The organism is Rahnella selenatireducens, assembly GCF_046449555.1.
GTDB classification, from domain to species: domain Bacteria; phylum Pseudomonadota; class Gammaproteobacteria; order Enterobacterales; family Enterobacteriaceae; genus Rahnella; species Rahnella selenatireducens.
Map to the genome: position 1 here is coordinate 265,365 of NZ_JBKEZJ010000004.1, position 24,284 is coordinate 289,648.

The 24,284-nt window shown below is 52.7% G+C and carries 22 protein-coding genes; 9 read left to right on the forward strand and 13 right to left on the reverse strand.

Annotated elements, in window-relative coordinates:
* Positions 1-20: 20 nt before the first annotated feature.
* A complete protein-coding gene (locus tag ACLBVC_RS08980) occupies positions 21-584 on the forward strand; it encodes a glucose-6-phosphate isomerase family protein (protein WP_410149313.1) in 564 nt (187 codons plus the stop codon).
* A 49-nt stretch (positions 585-633) separates the two neighbouring features.
* The gene (locus tag ACLBVC_RS08985) at positions 634-1,362 is read left to right on the forward strand and encodes a glucose-6-phosphate isomerase family protein (RefSeq protein WP_410149435.1); all 729 of its coding nucleotides are present in this window, start codon (positions 634-636) and stop codon (positions 1,360-1,362) included.
* 74 nt (positions 1,363-1,436) lie between these two features.
* Here ACLBVC_RS08985 and ACLBVC_RS08990 read toward each other — a convergent pair whose 3' ends face one another.
* Genes ACLBVC_RS08990 through ACLBVC_RS09010 form a run of 5 tightly spaced genes read right to left on the reverse strand, consistent with a single transcriptional unit; the run spans position 1,437 to position 5,763 of the window.
* The gene (locus ACLBVC_RS08990) at positions 1,437-2,258 is read right to left on the reverse strand and encodes a PTS system mannose/fructose/sorbose family transporter subunit IID (protein WP_410149314.1); all 822 of its coding nucleotides are present in this window, start codon (positions 2,256-2,258) and stop codon (positions 1,437-1,439) included.
* Positions 2,258-3,055 carry a PTS mannose/fructose/sorbose/N-acetylgalactosamine transporter subunit IIC gene (locus tag ACLBVC_RS08995; RefSeq protein ID WP_410149315.1) on the reverse strand — a complete coding sequence of 266 codons (798 nt, stop codon included), beginning with the start codon at positions 3,053-3,055 and terminating at the stop codon, positions 2,258-2,260. The genes ACLBVC_RS08990 and ACLBVC_RS08995 overlap by 1 nt, the downstream gene beginning before the upstream one ends.
* A 12-nt stretch (positions 3,056-3,067) precedes the next feature.
* The gene (locus tag ACLBVC_RS09000) at positions 3,068-3,562 is read right to left on the reverse strand and encodes a PTS system mannose/fructose/N-acetylgalactosamine-transporter subunit IIB (protein ID WP_410149316.1); all 495 of its coding nucleotides are present in this window, start codon (positions 3,560-3,562) and stop codon (positions 3,068-3,070) included.
* A gap of 9 nt (positions 3,563-3,571) precedes the next feature.
* A complete protein-coding gene (locus ACLBVC_RS09005) occupies positions 3,572-4,000 on the reverse strand; it encodes a PTS sugar transporter subunit IIA (RefSeq protein WP_410149317.1) in 429 nt (142 codons plus the stop codon).
* A 2-nt stretch (positions 4,001-4,002) separates the two neighbouring features.
* Complete coding sequence (locus ACLBVC_RS09010; RefSeq protein WP_410149318.1) at positions 4,003-5,763, reverse strand: class I mannose-6-phosphate isomerase; 1,761 nt, start codon at positions 5,761-5,763, stop codon at positions 4,003-4,005.
* Positions 5,764-5,988: 225 nt separating this feature from the next.
* Here ACLBVC_RS09010 and ACLBVC_RS09015 point away from each other — a divergent pair, with 225 nt between their 5' ends.
* A complete protein-coding gene (locus ACLBVC_RS09015; protein ID WP_410149319.1) occupies positions 5,989-7,002 on the forward strand; it encodes a LacI family DNA-binding transcriptional regulator in 1,014 nt (337 codons plus the stop codon).
* A 21-nt stretch (positions 7,003-7,023) separates the two neighbouring features.
* Here ACLBVC_RS09015 and ACLBVC_RS09020 read toward each other — a convergent pair whose 3' ends face one another.
* Positions 7,024-7,890 carry an SMP-30/gluconolactonase/LRE family protein gene (locus ACLBVC_RS09020; RefSeq protein WP_410149320.1) on the reverse strand — a complete coding sequence of 289 codons (867 nt, stop codon included), beginning with the start codon at positions 7,888-7,890 and terminating at the stop codon, positions 7,024-7,026.
* Between the two features lie 159 nt (positions 7,891-8,049).
* Complete coding sequence (locus ACLBVC_RS09025; RefSeq protein WP_410149321.1) at positions 8,050-9,195, reverse strand: porin; 1,146 nt, start codon at positions 9,193-9,195, stop codon at positions 8,050-8,052.
* 686 nt (positions 9,196-9,881) lie between these two features.
* Here ACLBVC_RS09025 and dapB point away from each other — a divergent pair.
* From dapB to kefC, 5 genes are all read left to right on the forward strand, one after another.
* Positions 9,882-10,703, forward strand: a complete 822-nt coding sequence (gene dapB / locus ACLBVC_RS09030; protein ID WP_410149322.1) for a 4-hydroxy-tetrahydrodipicolinate reductase — start codon at positions 9,882-9,884, stop codon at positions 10,701-10,703.
* A 476-nt stretch (positions 10,704-11,179) separates the two neighbouring features.
* Positions 11,180-12,352, forward strand: coding sequence for a glutamine-hydrolyzing carbamoyl-phosphate synthase small subunit (gene carA / locus ACLBVC_RS09035; protein WP_410149323.1), 1,173 nt, complete (start codon positions 11,180-11,182; stop codon positions 12,350-12,352).
* 18 nt (positions 12,353-12,370) lie between these two features.
* Positions 12,371-15,595 (forward strand): carbamoyl-phosphate synthase large subunit, encoded by a 3,225-nt coding sequence (carB, locus tag ACLBVC_RS09040; protein WP_410149324.1) that lies wholly within the window; start codon positions 12,371-12,373, stop codon positions 15,593-15,595.
* A 248-nt stretch (positions 15,596-15,843) separates the two neighbouring features.
* On the forward strand, positions 15,844-16,398 hold the full coding sequence (kefF, locus tag ACLBVC_RS09045; protein ID WP_410149325.1) for a glutathione-regulated potassium-efflux system oxidoreductase KefF: 555 nt from the start codon (positions 15,844-15,846) through the stop codon (positions 16,396-16,398).
* Positions 16,391-18,241 carry a glutathione-regulated potassium-efflux system protein KefC gene (gene kefC / locus ACLBVC_RS09050; RefSeq protein WP_410149326.1) on the forward strand — a complete coding sequence of 617 codons (1,851 nt, stop codon included), beginning with the start codon at positions 16,391-16,393 and terminating at the stop codon, positions 18,239-18,241. Before kefF ends, kefC begins: the two co-directional genes overlap by 8 nt.
* Before the next feature lie 57 nt (positions 18,242-18,298).
* Here kefC and ACLBVC_RS09055 read toward each other — a convergent pair whose 3' ends face one another.
* Positions 18,299-18,913 carry a LysE family translocator gene (locus ACLBVC_RS09055; RefSeq protein WP_410149327.1) on the reverse strand — a complete coding sequence of 205 codons (615 nt, stop codon included), beginning with the start codon at positions 18,911-18,913 and terminating at the stop codon, positions 18,299-18,301.
* Between the two features lie 417 nt (positions 18,914-19,330).
* Between ACLBVC_RS09055 and folA the strand changes: the two genes are divergently transcribed.
* Entirely contained in the window at positions 19,331-19,816 is a 486-nt protein-coding gene (gene folA / locus ACLBVC_RS09060; RefSeq protein WP_410149328.1) for a type 3 dihydrofolate reductase, read from the forward strand.
* Positions 19,817-19,888: 72 nt separating this feature from the next.
* Here the strand turns inward: folA and apaH are convergent, their stop codons facing one another.
* Genes apaH through surA form a run of 5 tightly spaced genes read right to left on the reverse strand, consistent with a single transcriptional unit; the run spans position 19,889 to position 24,256 of the window.
* Positions 19,889-20,743 (reverse strand): bis(5'-nucleosyl)-tetraphosphatase (symmetrical) ApaH, encoded by an 855-nt coding sequence (apaH, locus tag ACLBVC_RS09065; protein ID WP_410149329.1) that lies wholly within the window; start codon positions 20,741-20,743, stop codon positions 19,889-19,891.
* A gap of 5 nt (positions 20,744-20,748) precedes the next feature.
* Positions 20,749-21,126, reverse strand: coding sequence for a Co2+/Mg2+ efflux protein ApaG (apaG, locus tag ACLBVC_RS09070; protein WP_152325163.1), 378 nt, complete (start codon positions 21,124-21,126; stop codon positions 20,749-20,751).
* 4 nt (positions 21,127-21,130) lie between these two features.
* Positions 21,131-21,958: a 16S rRNA (adenine(1518)-N(6)/adenine(1519)-N(6))-dimethyltransferase RsmA gene (gene rsmA / locus ACLBVC_RS09075; protein WP_410149330.1), complete on the reverse strand. Its 828-nt coding sequence runs from the start codon at positions 21,956-21,958 to the stop codon at positions 21,131-21,133.
* 5 nt (positions 21,959-21,963) lie between these two features.
* On the reverse strand, positions 21,964-22,971 hold the full coding sequence (pdxA, locus tag ACLBVC_RS09080) for a 4-hydroxythreonine-4-phosphate dehydrogenase PdxA (protein WP_410149331.1): 1,008 nt from the start codon (positions 22,969-22,971) through the stop codon (positions 21,964-21,966).
* On the reverse strand, positions 22,961-24,256 hold the full coding sequence (surA, locus tag ACLBVC_RS09085) for a peptidylprolyl isomerase SurA (RefSeq protein WP_410149332.1): 1,296 nt from the start codon (positions 24,254-24,256) through the stop codon (positions 22,961-22,963). The genes pdxA and surA overlap by 11 nt, the downstream gene beginning before the upstream one ends.
* Between the last annotated feature and the right edge of the window lie 28 nt (positions 24,257-24,284).

The following is a 24,284-nucleotide window of genomic DNA, read 5'->3' on the forward strand; positions in this document are numbered from 1 at the left end:
TCCTTGGGCGGAGTTTACAGATGAGTATTAATCCATGCATACCACCACGGGTTGACTTGCTGACCGGGCGTTTCAGTGCCCCAAACGTTGAGCGTAAATCAACCTGTATCCGCGATCTTTCCGGCGTATTTCGTGATGAGTCTGCACGTCAGGGATTACCCGATGACCTCGCGGTCTATCAGGTTGAAATGCTGGCGTCTCCGTTGCAGGAGGGTGAACTCCACACCGGCACCACGCATCTGATGCCCGGTAAAGTGGGCGACGAGTTTTTTATGACGCGTGGGCATTTTCACCAGCGCCGCGAGCAGGCTGAATTCTATTTTGGCCTGCGCGGGCGCGGAATTTTGTTGCTGCAATCTGAAAGCGGCGCGGCGCATGCGGAACACGTTTTTGCCGGCAGCGTTCACCATATTCCTTCTGATACCGCCCACCGGCTGGTGAATACCGGTACTGATATTCTCTCCGCTTTAGCTGTCTGGCCTGCAGTGGCAGGGCATGACTATCAGGCTCTGCAAGCCGATGGCTTCCGTCTGCGCGTTTATGATCGCGATGGCGAAGTGTCTCTGGAGGCTGCCCGTGTCTGACTCTGCTGTCTGTGATTTCGGGTTGCCACTGACGATCACCCGTCAGCCTATGGGATTTACTTATCATCAGGATGTGACCGGTCCAATCCCGGAGGTACGAACGCTGGATCAAATCCGCCCCTCTCTGCGTGATCCGCAATGTGACGGGCCGGATCAGGTCTATGCGATTGCAATGGATGTCGCCCGCAAGGTTCATCATCATGAACTGCAAACGCGAATGTTGCTGTTTGGCGTGGTGACCTATGCTTCGGGGCGTTTGGGGGATGAGCCGGTTCGCAGTCAGGGACATGTTCATCGCATCAGCCAGCACAGCGGGTGGTCGCCGCCGGAACTGTATGAAATCTGGCAGGGAAAAGCGGTGATTTATATGCAGGAATACGTTGAGCAGGAACCGGGGCGATGTTTCGCTGTTCATGCCGGGCCGGGAGATAAAGTGCTGGTGCCACCGGGCTGGGCGCATGCCACCATTTCAGCCGACCCGAATATACCGCTGACCTTTGCTGCGTGGTGCGATCGTGAATACGGATTCGAATATGACGCCGTGCGCGAACGGAATGGGCTGGCCTGGTATCCGCTGCTCCAGGGGGATCACATCACCTGGCAGCAAAACCCTCACTATTCCCCTGCGCGGTTGTATGCGACGTACCCAAGGCAATATGTTGAGTTCGGCATTACCGGTGAGCCTTTATATCGTCAGTTTGAACAGGATCCTGAACGCTTTCAGTTTATTTCTGATCCTGGCAGCGTGGCCGATAAATGGGTGAACTTTGTGCCTTAGTGCTGCGTAACGCCATAAAAACGGGCGACTGATTGAGTCGCCCGTTTTGTCACATATCAGGTGCGATGCTAAGACTAACCGAATACACCAAAGGCTACGCCAATCGCGGCCAGCACCAGCAAACTGAGCATCGCTTTTACCGGCGATAATCCCCGTTTGGCCATAAAGTACCAAACGCCCATCACCACTAATAAAGGCATGAGCTGAGGGAAAATCCCATCGAGCATCTGCTGAACGTGGATGTTCACACCATCTTTAGTGACGAACTCTAATCCGGTCCCGAGTTTTACATAACTCGCTGCCACGCCACCCATCACAAATACGCCTAAGAGTGACAGTGCTTCACGCAGCCTGGTCGACTTACTGCTCACCAGTACTTCGACTGACCCCGATCCCATCCGGTAGCCTTTCATGAACAACCAGTAAGAGCCGCAGATCATGATGGCGTTGAAGGAGATAATATAAAACAGCGGCCCGATAATGCTGCCACCCGCCGCCAGCGCCATGCCGATACTGAGCAGGATCGGGATCAGCATTCCTGGGATCATTGAGTCACCAATACCTGCAATCGGCCCCATCAATCCTACTTTCAGCGTGTTAATTGCTTCACCATCGATAGGTTCGCCGTTCGCTTTTTTTTCTTCCAACCCGACGACCATCCCGTTCACGATAGCGCCAATTTGTGGCTCGGTATTATAGAAAGATGCGTGGCGGCGCATTGCTTCAATACGTTGCCGGGGATCGCGGTACAATTTTTTGATAGCGGGCATCATCCCGAGACAAAAACCGAAAGACTCCAGACGCTCAAAACTCATCGAAGAAAGGTTGTACATCATCCATGCCCGCCAGCAGCGGCGCAGATCTTTCTTATCGAGTGAAACCGGTGTGGTGTTCATCAGAATTCGTCCTCATCATCAGCGGGCGTCGGCGAAGCGGATGCGCTGACCGGCTCAGGCTTGTAGTTGTAGTGAATCAAAGAGAGCAGCGCGCCCACGATCACCAGCGCTACCATGTTCAGATGCAAAAAGACGATGCAGATGAAACCGACCAGAAAGTAGATCCACAGCGTATAGCTTTTGATGATCTGCTTGAGCAGGATCGCGATACCTACTGCGGGTAAAATGCCGCCGACCACGCTCATGGTCTTGATGATGATTTCAGGCAGGCTGTCCATGAAGGCGCTGATGTACTGCGCACCGAAAAACACGGCAATAAACGTGGGGATGAATCGCAGCAGGAAGTGAGTGATTTGCGGCCCGATCGCGCTGTTAAAATAGACGCCGCGCTCATCCCCTTTTTCTAAAGAGACATCTGCGCGGTGATTCCAGTACGAGTTCAGCACCATCATGACGTTAAATAAAATCGTGCCTGCAATGCCGATAGTTGCCGCCAGCGCGACGGCGACGTCGGTGCCTTTACCGGATAAGATCCCGAGGGCAATCGCCGGAAATGCAACGAAGTTAAGATCCGAAGGCATAGAACCGCCGGGCGTTACCATGGCGATATACACGGCCTGCACGGCGACGCCGATGATAATTCCGGTCGTGACATCACCCAGGATAAAACCGACCAGCATGCCAGAGACTAACGGGCGGGTGAGGGTGTACCAGCCGCCAGTCAGCCCGAGTAACCAGGGTGTGCTGAGTGCGCCGAGATAGCAAAGTATCCCGATAAGCGTTGCTTCAAACCACATAAGTTGCCTCTTTTAGTTGAGTTTTTTTTGAGCATCTTGCCATTGATAAAAGCTGCCATCCGGCACTAAACGAAATTCAATCCGATACCCGAGATTGCTGAGAAAATTAAAGGCATCTATTTCTTCAGCATTAACCGACTGATTTGGGCCAATCACGACGGTATGACTGCGTGAACTCATCGGCCCTACATTGATTTTCTGATTCAGATTGCTGAGATCGATACCCGCCTCAATCAGCCTGCGCAGTGTTACAGGGGATTTGCCAATGACGAAATAGCGCTTCTCGCTGGCGATCACCTTAGGCAATTTTTCAATCGCTGTTTCCACGTCGAACAACCAGACTTTGGTGTCAGAGACCGCGCCTTTCATCACTGAAGAGAGCAGAGGATCGGCGGCAACATCATCATCAATCGCTACGATGCCATCGCAAGGTAACTCCCTGGCCCAGCGCGTAACCAACTGCCCATGAATAACCCGATCGTCAATGCGTACAAAAGAGAGTGCCATGATGACTCCTTAAAATTCTTCGTCTGGTTCGGTGTGAGGGGGACGGGCATAGATCATGGATCCTGCCGCCTGAGCGACCAGCGTTTTGGCGACGCTATGCACATCGGTCTCCTCCAGGAAATCCATGCTCATCAGCAGCATAGGAAAGTTAACGCCACAAATAACAGCAACGGGTTTCACGACATCGGGAGAAAATGAATGGCAACAGGCAATGTTAAAAGGTGTGCCAGACTGCATATCACACAGCACCAGTATGCCGTCGGCATGCTCGCTTTGTTTTGTGATTTCCTGAGCAAATTCCAGCCTGAACGCGTCAATGCCGTCTTCATTGCGCAGGCTGACAAACGTGGTTTGAGCCAGCTCGCCATAGACCATTTGTGCGCTGTCCAGCAGACCTTCAGCAAACTTTCCGTGGGTGGCCAGCAGAATATGAATCATGGTTAACCCCTTACCCAGGCCTTAAGCGTGGCCAGTGTTTTACCGCTGGTATGAGCCGGGCGAATGCGGTATTTCCCGACAGCAGCAGGAATAATAAAGGTTTCTGCATAATGCACGGTGAAGGGTGCAAAACGGTTGTCCGGGCTTTCCACCACAGCTTCATCGCCTTCCACCAGGTTCAGCACATTCACGCGGCCTTCAGTATCATGATCAACGGCTTTACTAAACCAGTGACGGCGGGTCTCAATAAACTCACGCTCATGTAAGCCTGTACGTTCTTCGTGCCAGCCATCGCCGCGACACAAAGGTTCAACCCGGTTGATCAGATGCGACTCGACCCAGGCAGTATCACGCGTCCAGTCGATGACCCGCTCGCCATGCTCAAGATGAACCGGGCGGGGAAGCCCATCCAGCCCAACACGACCCCAGTCCCACAATTTGAACGTGAAGATATAAGGGGTTGCGCTGACCTCCAACACCATGGTGCCCGCTCCTGAGCAGTGAACGGTTCCGGCGGGAATGAGAAAGTGATCGTGCGCTTTGGCGGGAAAGCGGTTGATGAATTTCTCATCATCGAAGGTTTTTTGACCGCGCTGCGCTGAGGCCAGATCGTCCAGCATTTCCTGTGGTTCAGTACCGGTTTTGGTCCCCAGATAGACCTGGGCACCGGGCTCGGCGGCGAGAATGTAATAGCTCTCATCCTGCGTGTAGTGCATCCCGAAGGTTTGCTGAATATATTCGGTCAGCGGATGCACCTGGCAACTGAGATTCTGGCCGCCAATGGTATCGAGAAAATCAAAGCGAATCGGGAATTCCGCGCCAAAACGGGCGTGGACTTTTTCTCCTAATAAAGGCTGAGGATAAAGCAGGACCAGATCCTGAGAGGGGATCTCAACCCGAACGTTGCCGAACCGCATTAGCAGGCTGTTTTCCTCGGGCACGCAATCAAAACACCATGCGTAGTTCGGGGCTTTCGGGTCGAGATCGAAGTGGTGTTTCATCCATTGGCCGCCCCATACGCCGGGGTCAAAAAAAGGCACCACGCGAAACGGCCGGGTCGTGGTCTGTTGCAGACCGTCGCGAAAGGCTTCACCGGTCACCAGCGCGGGATGTTGTGACTGATTGGTGTCGAGAATGAAATCGGCGCATTTCAGCAGCGGAGTTTTGTGACGATCAAACACGCGCCATTCGACAAAAAAGGCGCGCTTGTAGCGACGCAGCAGATCTTCGCTGACGTTATTGATTCCCCAGTTACCCAGCTCTCCGCGGCGAAAACGTTGCTGAATTTCCCAACGGGCCATATCGGCATACACCAGGATATCACCGCGGGTGATCAATGCTGCGCCGGGGCCGAATACTACCGTCAGCCCTTTTTCTGCCTGAATTTTTTCCTGTAACTCGCTGATTTTTTCTTCATGAAAAAACTCATGCAACTGGTGGCATGACATCACGCCAAAGACGCGATCGTCTGTCAGGTTTCGTTTAATCAGTGCATGTACGTCGGTTTCGGTTCGCTTCGCCTGTGAGGCATCAATGATGAGTGACACCGGCAATTTTTCTATCAACTGATGGCATAGCTCAGTCAGGTCAACGCCCGGATAGCAGTCGATCACCAGGACTGTGCTGGCTGGTGAACGGTTGGCGATCTGCTGCGCGAGCGTGTGGCAGATTGCCTCCCAGCCTCGCCAGGCAGCATGGTCATAACCCTTAACGCAAATCTCTGGGGATTTATCATAAGAGGTGGAAGATAGTGGTAATGACATGGCCAGCTTTCCCCTTTTGTGTTGTATTTTTCATCAGTTCTGACACAAAGATTAATCGATTAACCGAATGATCTGCTAGTATGCTTAACGAGATTAACCTCATGAAAATGGATAAAATCGGTTATATACCGCCTCTGCTGTGAGAGCGCTCACGAAAATAAATGATTAGAGGGACAATTTTAGGTTAATCGATTTATCTTACTGGCAATCACCTGGGAGAAGCTGATGGCAACGATCACTCTGGCGGATGTCGCCGCCCATGCGCATGTCTCGACGGCAACGGTATCACTGGTATTGCGTAATCAGGGGCGCATCTCGGATCCGACGCGTAAACGCGTATTGGCCTCGCTCGAGCAGCTGGGCTACGTTTACAACCAGACGGCTGCCAATCTGCGCAACCGCAGCAGCAATCAGGTGGGGCTGCTGTTGCATGACATCACCAATCCGTTTTATGCGGAGATGACTGCCGGGCTAAGCGATGAGATGGAGCGCCATCAGATGATGCTGTTCCTGGCGAATACCGCCGAGTCGGCTGAAAGGCAACAGCGATTTGTGGATTCCCTGATGCAAAATAGCGCCAGCGGCATGGTGATGTGTGCAGCCAAGCAAACCCCGACGTTATTTTATGAAAGCCTTAAGCGACGGCAGATCCCGGTGATTATGGCGGTGCGCCCGCCGGCCGACAGCGGGTTTGATTATGTAGGGACGGATAACTTTCTCGGCATTCAGCTTGCTACCCAGCACTTGCTCAATCAGGGGCATCGCCATATTGCGTTTATCGGCGGGCAGGAAGGGTCATCCACGCGTGCGCAACGTCTCGGCGGGTACAGCAGTAAATTACTGGAAAATCATATTCCCGTGCGCAGCGAATGGATTGTCAGCTGTGAGGCCACGCAAAGTTCGGGGGCGCACGCGTGCAATGAGCTATTGGCCGCGTTTCCGCAAATCACCGCGGCTGTGTGCTATCAGGATATTGTGGCGTTAGGCGTGATGCTGGCACTGCGGCAAAAAGATAAAGTGATTGGCCGGGATTTTGCGCTGGTGGGTTTTGACGATATTTCAGAAGCCTCGCTGGTGCAGCCCGCACTGACGACGGTTTCTGTTGCAGCCCGAGAAATTGGCCGTAAAGCGGGGGAGTTGCTGTTTAGCCGCATTCAGGGAAATGATGAGCCACCAAAACGTATAATATTGCCGCCCTCGCTGGTGATCCGGGAGTCCTGCGGGGCGGCAAGAATTTAGCGACTGAAAGATACCCTAAAATTACAGGAAAAAGAGATTCTGCGGCGCGCCGACGGTCGTAGTTTTAGCGTGCAGTAACGCTCCTTCGAGCGCGTGCGGGGCATCAAGGTTTTTACGGGCCGAGGTGATAAATATCTCGGTCATATCCGGGCCACCAAATGTACAGCAACTTGGCTGCGTGACGGGCAGCGTCAGGGTGTCCAGCGTCAGCAGTTCGCCCTGATTAATCTGCTGGCGTAACAGACATTTTGAGCCCCAGCAGGCGGTGATGAGCCAGCCGTTTTGCGTCAGCGCCGAGCCGTCAGGGATTTTATCGCCGGAGGAGAAACAGGAAATTTTCAGAGGATTAATGCGCCGGGCATTAGCGGAATAAAAGCGGTTTTTCCGGCTGTCTGCAAACCAGACTTTGCCTTCATACCAGACCAGCGTATTGGTCGTCCCCACGTTATCGAGCATAATTTCAGGCTTTTCATCCCCGACCTCAAAGCGGTACCAAGCCCCGGTCATCTTTTCTTCTTCAATATCCATCGTGCCAAACCAAAGTGAGCCATCGGGTGCGACAGCGGCTTCGTTGGGGCGCGTGCCTTCCGCACCGGGATAATCGCAGAGTTTTTGCCGGGTTTGAGATTCATAATCGTAAAGATGAACACCGTCCTGAGAAACCAGCAAAAAGACGTTACGCTTTTGCGTTAACAATACGGCGCTGGTCAGGGAAGGGAGTTCGTGAATTTCAGTCTGGCCGGAGGCAGGCCAGTAACGTAATACGCGCCGAGCCAGGATATCGACCCACAATAATGACTGGGTGCGCTGGCACCAGACGGGAGTTTCACCCAATTCGGCTCGATAGTCGCCAATGGCAGTTATGTCGGACCGGAAAAATGCTGACATCGCAAAGCTCTCCTGCTGGCTGCAAAGTGGATATAGCGAAAAACTGTCTTTATTCAGTCTAGACTGGCTTTGCCCGCAGGGATTAAGAATGGTGTAAAAAGAAAGGGCCAGCCCGTCAATAAGACGTAAAGCTGGCCCCAAAAGTTCAATCATTCAGACTTAGAAGTCGTATCTCAGACGGATCAGGTTCATATCGCCGAGGTTATCGGTAGATGAAGTGAACACATGTTCGTAATCAACACGGAAGCCGTAATCGAGCTGGAAGGACACACCCAGACCGTTATCGATGCGCTGATAGTTACGGCCAGTTACATAGGTCAGACGGTCACCCATGAAGTATGGCTGAATGGTTTTCACAGCGAACTGGTTGATTGGGAAAGCGTAACCCAGGAAGTATTCCAGACCGTAGGCATCGCCTGCGAAGAAGTGATCTTCGGTTTTCAGGCCGGTGGTCAGGAAGTCATGGTAATAACCGCCACCGAAGGACGCTGTCCAGTTGCCCGGTTTCCAGCTCAGAGCGGTACCGACGATGCTCTGGTTATAGTCTTTGGAAGTGTTGTTATTCGGGTTTTTCATTTCTGCGTCGGTGTAGTTGTACGCAGTACCCCATGTCAGTTCTTTGGTGATGTGGTAATCCACACCGACAGAACCGCCACCATTACGTTTGTAACGCAGGCTGTTTTTACCGGTCAGCAAATCGTTATCTGAGAACAGGTAAGATGCATACACATCGGCATCGCCGAAGGTGTTTTTATATTTCAGCATTTTACGTGAGCGGTAAGAACCATCGTAGTCGCCGTTAACACCGTTGCCTGGTGCCTGGGCGAGCATGTCGTAATCCCAGATATCGGTTTTTGCACCAACAACATCATAATAGACGCTGTTCTGTTGGCCGAATGTCAGCTGACCGTAGGTTTTGCTTTTCAGACCGGTGTACAGCATACGGCGAGTGGTGTTATGTGCGCCGGCAGCGTGGTGATTATCCCAGCCAGTCAGCGCAGGAATATTCACACCCAGCTCGTAGTAGTTAATCCAGCTGATGTCATCAAACAGATAGTAATCAGTGGAGAAACGGAAACGTGTACCGCCATCAAAACCGTTGGTTTTGTAGTTTTTAACGCCGTTCTGGAACTGGAACTGCGGACGAATACTCCCGCCAACCTGGAATTGCAGGCGGCTCAGCGGATCGTTTGGCTGTGGGTCTTGTTTAATCAGTGTGATTTCTGCGTGTGAAGCAAAAGAAGCCAGACCAAACAGCAGGCCTGCGGTCGCCACTTGCGTGACTTTGTTAAGTTTGAATTTCATGTTAAGTCCCTGCGCCAATATACTTATCCGAATAAACCGGGAGTGGATTGGCGATGTATTTTTATTTTTTCCCCTTACCGGTAACTGTCTGGTCAGGGTGAAGACGCGCCTCATGAAGCCAGGCTACTTATTTTAACGTTCCTAAAATCAAATTTAGGTGGTTAAAGTTAGGTTGCTATTTATTATCACAATCATTGATTTTATCAATATTATTTCGTCGAATATAATAAAAATTTCATGTTTTAGATCTAAGAAAAGGCGAGTTTGTTCTTTTATTTGTCTTAGGTGGCGGGGAGATACCATGGTGATTATTACTAATTTGAACTATTCCCGCGGCGCAGGAATGCTGTAATAAAGAGGGGAGTTCATTGAGTTCTCAGGCAAGCCGGGTAGGGAACGGCATTAGGTGAAGAACCGATGTCAGACGTTTATGCATCAAAGTGAATGATTATGCGAAGTGCCCGGATGAAGAATTTTAAAGCGTATTTTCTCAATCAGTTCCGCTTTTACGAACCCTTTAACACAAAATCTTAGATTGCGTAACCTGAAAACAGATGGCTTTTACTGATGTTAACGGACCTGTATCATAATTTTCTAATTATGAGGCAATTTTGCTGGCTACCCGATAACAGGGTGGCTAACCTGATTCTGTTTTACGGCAGAACCCCTATATAAAGAGAGTATTTATGAGTAACGCTGATATTCGCATGGCCATCGTTGGCGCAGGTGGTCGTATGGGCAGACAGCTGATCCAGGCCGTTTCTGAAGCCGAAGGCGTAGTGCTCGGCGCGGCACTGGAGCGTCCGGGTTCTACGCTTGTCGGTGCAGATGCCGGAGAACTGGCGGGGATCGGAAATGCAGGTGTCAAAGTGAATGACTGCCTGAATACCGTCGCGAATGACTTCGATGTGCTGATTGATTTCACCCGCCCGGAAGGCACACTGGCGCACCTGGCTTTTTGCCAGAAACACCATAAAGGTATGATTATTGGCACTACGGGCTTCGATGACGCCGGTAAGGCCGCAATTAAGCAGGCTTCAGAAAGTATTCCTGTGGTTTTTGCCGCTAACTTTAGCGTGGGCGTGAACGTCGTGCTTAAGTTGCTGGAAAAAGCCGCGAAGGTAATGGGCGATTATACGGATATCGAAATTGTGGAAGCGCATCACCGCCACAAAGTGGATGCGCCTTCCGGTACCGCGCTGGCAATGGGCGAGGCGATTGCTGATGCGCTGGGCCGTGATCTGAAAGACTGCGCAGTGTATGCCCGCGAAGGACATACCGGCGAACGTGATCCGAAAAGCATCGGTTTTGCGACCATCCGCGCCGGGGATATTGTCGGTGAACATACCGCGATGTTTGCAGATATCGGCGAGCGCGTTGAGATTACGCACAAGGCTTCCAGCCGTATGACATTTGCAAATGGCGCAGTTCGTGCAGGGAAATGGCTTTCTTCGCATAAAAACGGACTTTATGACATGCGGGATGTGCTCGGATTAGATGATTTATAGAATTTGATTTAGATGTGATGTGGTTGTTTTGGTCATAATCTTTTGATAAAAGGGCAGTTCCTTGATTGCCCTTCTCTTTTTTTTATAAAAAACCTGTTTTACTTTTTATTTTGTTCCTAATTGCTATTTTTATTGATCTTCCTCCGTAACATACCTCCTGGCGTATGCTTTTTAAACAACTTGCCTCCTGCGTTTTGTAATAATCTCGTTTATATCACCCATTTCCAGACATCCCCTTCCGCAAACGGTTACTATACTGACTTGAGCTATGTTTTTATGGCAGTAAGCAGGCCTTTTCGCTGAGTTGTGCAAAAAACAGAGAAATATTGGTGCTTTTAGTAGACAAACCCCATCGCCCTCTCTAAAATGCCGCCGTTTGCCAAAAATTGGCTTTGGGAGCGATTTTTGCATTGATTTAGATCGTGTTATCTGAATTAATATGCAGATATTGTGATTTATTATTCTTGGAGGATGCTTTGATAAAGTCAGCGCTATTGGTTCTGGAAGACGGAACCCAATTCCACGGTCGGGCCATCGGGGCAGAAGGGTCGGCAGTGGGGGAAGTGGTCTTCAATACGTCGATGACCGGTTATCAAGAAATCCTCACTGATCCTTCCTATTCCCGCCAAATTGTCACTCTCACTTATCCCCATATCGGTAATGTCGGCACCAATGCCGCTGATGAAGAATCCTCCGCAGTACACGCTCAAGGTCTGGTCATTCGCGATTTACCTCTGATTGCCAGCAACTACCGCAGTGAAGAAAACCTCTCTGATTACCTTAAGCGCCATAACATCGTGGCCATCGCCGATATTGATACCCGTAAACTGACCCGCCTGCTTCGCGAAAAAGGTGCGCAAAATGGCTGCATCATCGCGGGCGATTCACCGGATGCTCAGCTGGCGCTGCAAAAAGCCCAAGCGTTCCCGGGGCTGAAAGGGATGGATCTGGCAAAAGAAGTGACGACGGCGGAATCTTACAGCTGGCAGCAAGGTAGCTGGACGCTGGAAGGCGAGTTGCCGGAAGCGAAGAAAAATGAAGAACTGCCGTTCCACGTTGTGGCCTATGATTACGGTGCGAAACGCAACATCCTGCGCATGTTGGTGGATCGCGGTTGCCGCCTGACGGTGGTTCCGGCGCAAACTCCGGCTGCCGACGTGCTGAAACTCAATCCGGACGGCATCTTCCTGTCCAACGGCCCGGGTGACCCTGAGCCTTGTGATTACGCTATCGCCGCGATTAAAACTTTCCTCGAAACCGACATTCCGGTATTCGGCATCTGCCTCGGCCATCAGTTACTGGCGCTGGCCAGCGGCGCGAAAACGCTGAAAATGAAACTCGGCCATCACGGCGGTAACCACCCGGTAAAAGATATCGATAACAACGTAGTGATGATTACGGCGCAGAACCACGGCTTTGCGGTGGATGAAAATAATCTGCCAGCCAACCTGCGTGTGACGCACAAATCGTTGTTTGACCACACCGTTCAGGGCATTCACCGCACCGATAAAGCGGCGTTCAGCTTCCAGGGACACCCTGAAGCCAGCCCGGGCCCGCACGATGCGGCGCCATTGTTCGACCATTTCATCGAACTGATTAACGCTTACCGCGCTTCTCATAACAACAACGCCACTCTTATAAGCAAATAAATCAGGAGCGAATAAAAAATGCCAAAACGTACAGACATAAAAAGCATCCTGATCCTGGGCGCAGGCCCGATTGTTATCGGCCAGGCGTGTGAGTTTGACTACTCCGGCGCACAGGCGTGTAAAGCGCTGCGTGAAGAGGGGTACCGCGTCATTCTGGTGAACTCGAACCCGGCAACGATTATGACCGACCCGGAAATGGCCGATGCGACGTACATCGAGCCGATTCACTGGGAAGTTGTGCGCAAAATTATTGAGAAAGAGCGTCCGGATGCTGTGCTGCCTACCATGGGTGGTCAGACTGCACTGAACTGCGCACTGGAACTGGAACGTCAGGGCGTGCTGGCAGAATTCGGCGTGACCATGATTGGCGCGACCGCAGACGCCATTGATAAAGCCGAAGACCGTCGCCGTTTCGATATCGCGATGAAGAAAATCGGCCTTGATACCGCTCGTTCAGGCATTGCGCATACCATGGAAGAAGCGCTGGTTATCGCGGCTGACGTCGGTTTCCCGTGCATCATTCGCCCTTCATTCACCATGGGCGGCACCGGTGGCGGTATCGCGTACAACCGTGAAGAGTTCGAAGAGATTTGCGAACGCGGCCTGGATCTTTCCCCAACCAAAGAACTGCTGATTGATGAGTCGCTGATTGGCTGGAAAGAGTACGAGATGGAAGTGGTGCGTGATAAAAACGACAACTGCATCATCGTCTGCTCAATCGAAAACTTCGATGCGATGGGCATTCACACTGGTGACTCCATCACCGTTGCGCCCGCGCAAACCCTGACCGACAAAGAATACCAAATCATGCGTAACGCCTCGATGGCGGTACTGCGTGAAATCGGCGTAGAAACCGGCGGTTCAAACGTCCAGTTCTCGGTGAACCCGAAAAATGGTCGTCTGATTGTCATCGAAATGAACCCGCGCGTTTCCCGTTCATCAGCACTGGCCTCTAAAGCGACCGGCTTCCCGATTGCAAAAGTCGCTGCGAAACTGGCGGTGGGTTACACCCTCGATGAACTGATGAACGACATCACCGGCGGCAAAACGCCTGCGTCGTTCGAACCGTCCATCGACTACGTTGTGACGAAAATCCCACGTTTCAACTTCGAGAAATTTGCCGGTGCAAACGACCGTCTGACCACGCAGATGAAATCCGTCGGCGAAGTGATGGCGATTGGCCGCACGCAGCAGGAATCCCTGCAAAAAGCGCTGCGCGGTCTGGAAGTGGGCGCAAGCGGCTTTGACCCGAAAGTGAGCCTGGACGACCCGGAAGCGCTGACGAAAATCCGCCGCGAGCTGAAAGAAGCAGGCGCGGAGCGTATCTGGTACATCGCTGACGCTTTCCGCGCCGGGATGTCCGTTGACGGTATCTTCAACCTGACCAACGTTGACCGCTGGTTCCTGGTGCAGATTGAAGAGCTGGTGAAACTGGAAAATGAAGTCGCCGAAGGCGGTTTCAACATCCTGACGCCGGAATACCTGCGCATGCTCAAACGCAAAGGCTTTGCTGACCTGCGTCTGGCTAAACTTGTTGGCGTATCCGAAAGCGAAGTGCGCAAACTGCGCCATAAATACAATCTGCACCCGGTTTACAAACGAGTGGATACCTGTGCGGCAGAATTCTCGACTGACACGGCGTACATGTACTCCACGTACGAAGAAGAATGCGAATCCAACCCGACTAACGACAAGCCAAAAATCATGGTGCTGGGCGGCGGTCCGAACCGTATCGGTCAGGGGATTGAGTTCGACTACTGCTGCGTACACGCCTCACTGGCGCTGCGTGAAGACGGTTACGAAACCATCATGGTCAACTGTAACCCTGAAACAGTTTCTACCGACTACGACACGTCCGACCGTCTGTACTTCGAATCTGTGACGCTGGAAGACGTGCTGGAAATCGTCCGCATTGAGCAGCCGAAAGGCGTTATCGTGCAGTACGGCGGCCAGACTCCGCTGAAACTGGCGCGTGAACTCGAAGCCGCTGGCGTGCCAATTATCGGCACCAGCCCGGACGCCATTGACCGCGCTGAAGACCGCGAACGTTTCCAGCAGGCGGTTAACCGTCTGGGTCTGAAACAACCGGCTAACGCCACGGTAGCGACCATCGAACAGGCTGTCGAAAAAGCAGCAGGCATCGGTTATCCGCTGGTGGTTCGTCCGTCATATGTTCTGGGCGGTCGCGCAATGGAAATCGTGTACGACGAAATCGACCTGCGCCGTTACTTCCAGAATGCGGTCAGCGTGTCCAACGATGCGCCGGTATTGCTCGACCGTTTCCTGGATGACGCTGTTGAAGTGGACGTCGATGCAATCTGCGACGGCGAGCGCGTGCTGATTGGCGGCATCATGGAACACATTGAGCAGGCTGGCGTTCACTCCGGTGACTCCGCATGTTCTCTGCCTTGTTACACGCTGAGCCAGGAAATTCAGGATGTGATGCGTCAGCAGGTCGAGAAACTGGCCTTCGAGCTGAGCGTGCGCGGCCTGATGAACGTCCAGTTCGCGGTGAAAAACAACGAAGTCTACCTGATTGAAGTCAACCCGCGCGCCGCACGTACCGTCCCGTTCGTGTCTAAAGCGACCGGTGTGGCACTGGCGAAAGTGGCCGCCCGCGTCATGGCGGGTCAGACGCTGGCGCAGCAAGGCGTGACCGAAGAAGTCATTCCGCCTTACTACTCCGTCAAAGAAGTGGTGTTGCCGTTCAACAAATTCCCTGGCGTTGACCCGATTCTCGGGCCGGAAATGCGTTCTACCGGTGAAGTCATGGGCGTTGGCCGCACCTTCGCAGAAGCATTCGCGAAAGCGCAGCTGGGCAGCAACTCCGGCATGAAGAAAGCCGGTCGCGCGCTGTTGTCTGTGCGTGAGGGCGACAAAGGCCGCGTCGTGGATTTGGCCGCGAAACTGCTGAAACGCGGCTTCGAGCTGGATGCGACGCACGGGACTGCCGTTGTGCTGGGCGAAGCCGGGATTAACCCGCGCCTGGTCAACAAGGTGCATGAAGGTCGTCCGCACATTCAGGACCGTATTAAAAACGGCGAGTATGTGTACATCGTCAACACCACGGCGGGCCGTCAGGCGATTGAAGACTCCAAGCTGATCCGCCGCAGTGCGCTGCAATATAAAGTGCATTACGACACCACGCTGAACGGCGGTTTTGCCACAGCGATGGCACTGTCTTCTGACCCGACAGAGCAGGTGACGTCGGTGCAGGAAATGCACGCGAAAATCAAAGGTTAATGGCATAATTGGTTAGCAAAAGGCGTGGCGAAAGCTGCGCCTTTTTCTTTTATACCCGTCATACTCCAATTCGCAGATGCGTTGGCTGCATTCAGTCACCCGAATCACTTACCTGAGTAAGCTCATCGGGATTCCATCACTTGCCGCCTTCCTGCGAACCGAATTATTTGGGTATAACGTATGGGCTTTTTTCCAGAAAGCTAAAAATTGCGTATGCTGAAGTAAATGAAATAAGACAAGAGACCTGCATGATATTAATAATTTACGCCCATCCTTATCCGCGCCATTCGCGGGCCAACCAGGGACTGCTCTCGGCTGTATCAGATTTACCCAACGTCGAAGTCCGTTCACTTTACGACCTGTACCCCGATTTCAATATCGACATAGACGCCGAACAGAAAGCCGTCGAGCGCGCCGATCTGGTGGTTTTCCAGCATCCGATCCAGTGGTACGGCCTGCCGCCGCTGATGAAATTATGGATAGATAAAGTGCTGGAGCATGGCTGGGCATATGGTCACGAAGGCAACGCGCTTAACGGAAAACATTGCCTGTGGGCGGTGACGACCGGCGGCAATGAACATCACTTCGAGCTGGGCGATCACCCGAATTTCGATGTTCTTGCGCAGCCGTTACAGGCGACGGCGGTTTACTGCGGCATGCACTGGCTGCCGTACTTTGCGGTACATAACACGTTCATTTGCGACGAAGTGGCGCTGAAAGCAGCCGGTGAAGAATACCGTCAACGCCTGACAGACTGCCTGAGCCTGAAAGAAGGCTGCCCGCCGGAGGTGAATCATGGATAATCATAACCTGATGATTGAGGGGCTGATTTATCTTGGCTCCGCGGCGCTGTTTGTGCCGATAGCTGTCCGACTCGGGCTCGGCTCTGTGCTGGGCTATCTGATCGCAGGGTGCATTATCGGACCCTGGGGATTGAAACTGGTTTCAGACGCCGAGTCGATTTTGACGTTTGCAGAAATCGGTGTGGTTCTGATGCTGTTTGTGATCGGTCTTGAACTGGATCCGAAACGGTTGTGGACGATGCGCGCCTCCGTTTTTGGCGGCGGCAGTATTCAGATGGCCGGTTGCGGTATCGTACTCAGCGCGTTTTGTTACTTCCTCGGTCTGGACTGGAAAATTGCCTTGCTGATTGGCCTGACGCTGGCGCTGTCTTCCACCGCGATTGCCATGCAGGCAATGAGCGAACGCAGCCTGACGCCGTCACCGATTGGCCGCAGCGCGTTTGCCGTGCTGTTATTCCAGGATATTGCGGCGATCCCACTGGTGGCGATGATCCCGCTTCTTGCCAGCACCGGCGAAGCCACAACGCTTCTGAGCTTTGGTCTGTCGGCAGCAAAAGTGGCCGGTGCGCTGGTGCTGGTGGTATTGCTCGGACGTTACGTCACGCGGCCTTTACTGCACTTTGTTGCCCGTTCCGGCATGCGCGAAGTGTTCAGCGCCGTGGCACTTTTCCTGGTGTTCGGTTTCGGTATTCTGCTGGAAATGGCCGGTATGTCGATGGCGATGGGCGCGTTTCTGGCGGGTGTATTGCTGGCGAGTTCGGAATACCGTCACGCGCTGGAAAGCGATATTCAGCCGTTCAAAGGTTTGCTGCTTGGCCTGTTCTTTATCGGCGTCGGGATGTCTATCGACTTCGGTACGCTGGTACATCAGCCGTTGCTGATCGCCACCTTGCTGGTGGGTTTTATGGCGCTTAAAGCGGCGATGTTGTGGCTGATTGCGCCGTGGCTGGGTGTACCGAAAAAACAGCGTGGTCTTTTTGCGATCTTAATCGGGCAGGGCAGTGAATTCGCCTTCGTGATTTTCAGTGCTGCGAAAATGGCTGGCGTGATGCCTGACGAATGGTCGAAAGCGCTGACGCTCGCCGTTGCGCTTTCAATGGCCGTAACGCCGCTGCTGCTGGTCATTGCGAACCGTATGGAGCGTAATGCGCCGAAAGATGACCGTCCGCAGGACACCATTGACGAAGAAAATGCGCAGGTCATTATCGCCGGATTCGGTCGTTTTGGTCAGATTGCCGGTCGTTTACTGCTGGCCAATAATGTTCATACCGTCGTTCTGGACCACGATCCGGATCATATCGAAACGCTGCGTAAATTCGGCACCAAAGTGTTTTACGGTGACGCGACCCGTGTGGATTTACTCGAATCGGCAGGCGCGGCGCAGGCCAAAGTACTGATTAACGCCATCGATGACGTTGAAGCCAACCTGCAACTGACGGCGCTGGCGAAAGAACATTTTCCGAACCTGAAAGTGATTGCGCGTGCCCGTGACGTTGACCACTGGTATCAGTTGCGTCAGTTGGGCGTGGAAGCGCCGGAGCGTGAATTGTTTGAAGGCTCCCTGCGCGTGGGGCGTGACGTGTTGGAAGAACTTGGGCTGGATGCGTATGAAGCGCGTGAAAAAGCTGATTTGTTCCGTCGCTATAACCTGAAAATGCTCGAAGCCACTATCGAGAATTACGAAGACACTGAATTCCGTATCGCCAGTATGCAACGTGCGAAGGACATGCTGACCGCGGCTATCGAGCAGGATCAGGAGCGTTTGTCATCGGTTCAGTCTGGCTGGCGCGGGAGTATTGATGGTAAAGCGCCGGAAAAGGATGTGATAGAAGCGAAAGGATAAACTCTGAGGAATCAGAGGGAGAACAGAAAGCCGGCACAGATTTGCCGGCTTTTTTGATCAGCTCAGCGCAACTTTAATGCCCAAACCAATCAGCACGCCGCCCAGCAATTTATCGATAATCTTCTGCGCTTTCGCCAGACCCCGGCGAACCGGCGCGCTTTGGATTAATAGCGCCAGCGAAGGCCACCAGATCACGGATAAGCTGACAATAATCGACGCGTACCATAGCTTTTCGCCAAGAGTCGAGTTGATCTGCAAGACCTGCGTAAACATGGCCAGGAAAAACAGCGTGGCTTTTGGGTTCAGCAGATTACACAAATAACCCTGAACGAATGCAGTACGCAGTTTGACCTGCTGCGGTTCCAGCCCGTCAAGATTCATTTTGCTGTTGCTGCGCGAGAACAATGCCTGAATGCCGACCCAGATCAGGTAGGCTGCGCCGACGTATTTCAGCAAATTAAACAGCCACGGCGTGGTAGTGATGACCACCGCCAGACCGGCCACGCAGTACGACATGTGCGTGATGACGCCACAAATGACCCCGAGTGACGTCATGAGTGCCGCGATGCGCGGGTAGCGGGCCGCATTTTTGATGACCAGAAAGAAATCGGGGCCGGGAGAAAGCATGCCGAGGAACGCAATACTGGCAACAAAAAGGGTGGTTTCAAGCATGGAAATAACCGTCGTTAATGTTCAGAACAAAATAAAGGCCGCATGATACGCCAATCCTCGGCAAGATAAATCACTCATATGGCTTTTTTTGCCAGACTGACATTTCGGTTGATGGTGGAAAGGGCTCTGACTGTACCGTAATCGGCCCGGTGTGTAAGCGCAGTTGTACAAGCCCTTACAGAGCGGCGAAACGGCAGATCGCGTTTCCAGCATTTTCGGCTGAATAATTGTAATTTCTTCCGATTTTCGCCGCCCTTTCAGACCTGAAACTGGCACGTCAGGCGGGTAAAATCCCGCCAGGGTAAGAGCGCTCTTATATCTTTGTAAAGCGTGAGTCTCCCTATCGACGGTTGATTGGGCTTTCCGTATAGTGTGGGCTCTTTTTTTGAGTCTCTTTAATCAACACAGGGCTTCATAATGATTATCAGCCTGATCGCCGCACTGGCGACCGATCGCGTTATTGGCATGGAAAACGCAATGCCTTGGCATTTACCCGGTGATCTGGCCTGGTTTAAGCGTAATACGCTCAATAAACCTGTCATCATGGGGCGCAAGACGTTCGAGTCGATTGGGCGCCCGTTACCCGGCCGGCTGAACATCGTCATCAGCTCAAAGCCTGGTGAGCACGACGGCGTGACCTGGGTGACGTCTGTGGATGCCGCACTGGCCGCCGCCGGTGATGTGGAAGAAGTGATGGTGATGGGCGGTGGCCGCGTATACGAGCAATTATTGCCAAAAGCGAACCGTTTATATCTGACCCACATTGATGCGGAAGTGGAAGGGGATACGCATTTCCCTGACTATGAGCCGGATGACTGGGAAAGCACTTTCAGCGAATTCCACGACGCTGATGAGCAAAACTCCCACGGCTACTGCTTCGAAATTCTTGACCGCCGTGCCTGATTTTTCGGGCTGACGTGTAAAGCAAAAAGGCACCTTTCAGGGGTGCCTTTTGTCCTTTATCCCGCCGAAAAACTACAGCGCTTTCGGCAGGTCAGATTGCTCTTTTTCTTTATGACGGTTCGACGGCTGGGTGAAATAGGTTTTATCTTCCCAGCGCAACATCGTTAAATCCCCGCCCCAGCAACAACCGGTGTCCAGCGCGTAAATACCTTCCGGTGCGCCTTTTCCTTCCAGCGATGCCCAGTGACCAAACGCAATGCTGTAACCCGCTTCCTGCACCGGGCCCGGAATATCAAACCAGGGTTTGAGGGGTCTTGGCGCGTTCTCCGGCACATCTTTGCAAATCATATCCAGCTGTCCGTTCGGGAAACAGAAGCGCATGCGGGTGAACGCATTGGTACTGAATCGCAAACGCGCCAGACCGCTGAGCTCCGGGTGCCAGTTATTCGGCATGTCGCCGTACATGGCATCGAGAAACAGCGGATAAGTGTCGCTGCTCAGCACGGCTTCGACTTCACGGGCGCACATTTTTGCAGTGTCGAGATCCCACTGCGGCGTGATCCCGGCGTGAGCCATCACCAGTTTCAAATCTTCATCTACCTGCAATACCGGCTGACGACGTAACCAGTTGATCAGTTCATCGGCATCTTCTGCTTCAAGTAACGGCGTAATGCGATCTTTCGGCTTGTTAAAGCTTATACCCGCGTAAACTGCCAGCAGATGTAAATCGTGATTACCGAGCACCATTCGCACGCAATCGCCCAAACCACTGACAAAACGCAGGACTTCAACAGAAGCCGGCCCGCGCGCGACAAGATCGCCCGTCAGCCAGAGAACATCATTTTGCGGATCAAAATCCACCTGCGCCAATAGCGCCTTGAGTTCATCGATGCAGCCGTGAACATCACCAATAAGATATGTCGACATGTGGATTAATTTATCAGCGTAGGGATGGCGAGGCGGAAGACCGGGATCGGCACGCGGAAGCTTTCACCGTCGTGCGCGACCATTTCGTAATGGCCTTCCATCGTGCCCAGTGGCGTTTCTAAAACAGCGCCACTGGTGTAGTGGAATTCGTTGCCGGGCAGGATCAGCGGTTGTTCTCCGATAACCCCTTCGCCCTGAACTTCGGTCTGGCGGCCGTTACTGTTGGTGATCAGCCAGTAGCGGCGAAGCAGTTGTACATTAAAACGCCCCAGATTGCGGATCGTGATGGTGTAGGCGAAAACAAAACGTTCTTCTTCCGGTATCGACTGTGACTCAACGTAGATACTTTGCACCTGAACACAAACACGGGGCGAATTAAGCATAACGCTACTCCTGAGGTTCCGGGGTTTTAGGCCGTGTGGATAACCAGTTAGCCAGTTTACAGTATTGCTCAACCGAAATATTTTCAGCACGCATGCTGAGATCTAAGCCCAGCGCCGTCATTTGCTCAGGAGTGAACAGATGGCCGAGGCTGTTACGCACAGTCTTACGACGCTGATTGAACGCGTCGGTAGTCAGGCGGCTCAGAATGCGGATATCAGAAACCGGATAAGGGATCACGTCATGCGGCACTAAACGCACCACGGCGGATTCCACTTTTGGCGCCGGTGTAAAGGATTCCGGCGGCACTTCCAGTACCGGGATAACGTTGCAGTAATACTGCGCCATCACCGTTAAACGACCATACGCTTTGCTGTTCGGGCCTGCAACCAGGCGGTTCACCACTTCCTTCTGCAACATGAAATGCATGTCTTTGATGGCGTTGGTGTAAGTGAACAGATGGAACATCAGCGGCGTGGAAATGTTATACGGCAGGTTGCCGAATACGCGCAGCGGCTGGCCAAGTTCTTCGGAGAGCTCGCCAAAATTGATTTTCATGGCATCAGACTGAATGACGCGCAGCTTGCCCTGAAACTTCGGATTGTTTTCCAGACGTGTAGCCAGATCGCGGTCGAGTTCGATGACTGTCATGCTGTCCAGACGTGAAGCGACGGGCTCAGTTAATGCAGCCAGGCCAGGACCGATTTCGACGACGGATTCGCCCGGCATAGGATGAATGGCCGACACGATGCTATCGATAACAAATTGATCGGTTAAGAAGTTTTGCCCAAAACGTTTACGGGCAAAGTGACCTTGGTGGACTCTACTATTCATTGTTGTTATTTATCGTTGCTGTTATTTGCCATACGAATGGCGAGATTTATTGCTGTCTTGAAACTGCCTGCATCGGCGGTGCCGGTTGCAGCGAGTTCAAGGGCGGTGCCGTGATCAACGGAGGTCCGGATAAAGGGAAGGCCCAGCGTGATATTCACGGCGCGACCGAATCCCTGATATTTTAGCACCGGAAGGCCCTGATCGTGATACATCGATAAAACAGCATCGGCGTGTTGCAGATATTTAGGCTGGAATAACGTATCAGCGGGCAGCGGACCGATAAGATGCATGCCCTGCTGGCGCAGTTCTTCCAGCGCAGGAATGATGATGTCTATTTCTTCATGACCCATATGACCGCCTTCACCGGCGTGCGGATTCAGACCACACACGTAGATTTGCGGCTCGGCGATGCCGAATTTGGTTCTCAGGTCATGATTCAAAATGGTGATGACTTCGTGCAGACATTCGCGCGTGATCGCACCCGGTACGGCTAACAGCGGTAAATGCGTGGTCGCCAGCGCGACGCGCAGTTCTTCCGTTGCCAGCATCATCACAACACGGGTGCAATGGCTGCGGTCAGCAAAGAATTCAGTATGGCCGATGAACGGGATACCGGCATCGTTAATGATGCTCTTTTGCACAGGGCCGGTAATCAACGCGGCAAACTCGCCGCTGATTGCGCCGTCGCAGGCGCGTGACAGCGTTTCAACGACATAGTGGCTGTTGGCGACATCCAGTTTACCGGGCGTGACAGGCACCGCCGTGGTAATCGGTAAAACCGTTAATGTCCCCGCAGCCTGAGGTTCTGCCGGGCTGTCTTTCTGGTACTCGCGCAACTGGATCTTCAGACCCAGTTTTTCAGCGCGTTCAAGCAGCAGGGCCGGATCGGCACACACCACAAGCTCAACAGGCCATGACTGCTGAGCCAGCGCCAGTACCAGGTCCGGCCCAACCCCGGCAGGTTCGCCGGGGGTGATGACGACAGATTTTGTTGTCAGCGTTTTATTGTCCATTACCGTCCATAATTTTCACGTACGCTTCAGCACGTTGTTCCTGCATCCAGGTCTGGGCTTCTTCCGCAAATTTACGGTTGAACAGCATGCGGTAAGCACGTTCTTTTTGTGCAGCATCTGTTTTATCAACCTGGCGGGTATCCAGTAACTGGATCAGGTGCCAGCCGAAGGAGGAGTGAACCGGCGCACTGACTTCACCTTTCTTAAGGTTCATCAGCGCATCACGGAACGCAGGATCGTACATATCCGGAGACGCCCAACCTAAATCGCCACCCTGATTTGCAGAACCCGGATCCTGAGAAAGCTGTTTCGCTTCATCAGCAAACGTCGCTTTGCCACTCTTAATATCTGCGGCAACTTGTTCAAGTTTCGCGCGCGCCTGTGCATCTGTCATCACGACAGAGGGCTTGATCAGGATATGGCGTGCATGAACTTCAGTCACAGAAACGGTTTTGTTATCACCACGGATATCGTTCACTTTCAGGATGTGGAAGCCCACGCCTGAACGGATCGGACCGATAACCTGACCTTTCTGTGCGGTGCTCAGCGCCTGAGCGAACAGGGAAGGCAGCTCCTGCAATTTGCCCCAACCCATGTTGCCGCCTTTCAGCGCCTGAGAGTCAGCAGAATATGTGATAGCCAGTTTGCCGAAGTCCGCACCGTTGTTCAGATCGGCGACGATTTTTTTCGCCAGCTGTTCAGCAGTATCAACCTGATCCTGCGTTGGGTTTTCTGGCAATGGCAACAGGATGTGGCTGAGGTTAAATTCAGCACTGCCGCCGTTCTGGGCCGCAACCTGCTTGGACAACTGATCGACTTCCTGAGGCAGGATCGTCACGCGACGGCGAACTTCGCTGTTACGGACTTCGCTGATCAGCATTTCTTTACGGATCTGGGCGCGATAGGTGCTGTAGTTCAGACCGTCATAAGCCAGACGGCTACGCAGCTGATCAACGGAAATATTGTTCTGTTGCGCAATACCGGCAATCGCTTTATCCACATCCTGATCGGTCAGCGTAATACCCATACGGGTCGCCATCTGCAACTGGATCTGATCCATGATCAGACGATCAAGGATCTGGTGGCGTAATGTTGCTTCATCGGGCAGCTGCTGGTTCGCTTGCTTGGCCTGCTGTGTCACTGACTGATACAGGCTGTCTACGTCACTTTGCAACACGACGCCGTTGTTCACGACGGCGGCAACTTTATCAACTTCCTGAGGGGCTGCAAACGCAGTGCTGGCACAAAGCGTCACGCCGAGGAGAAGTGTTCTCCAGTTCTTCATACTTTTTCCATTTGTCTAATCCGCAAGC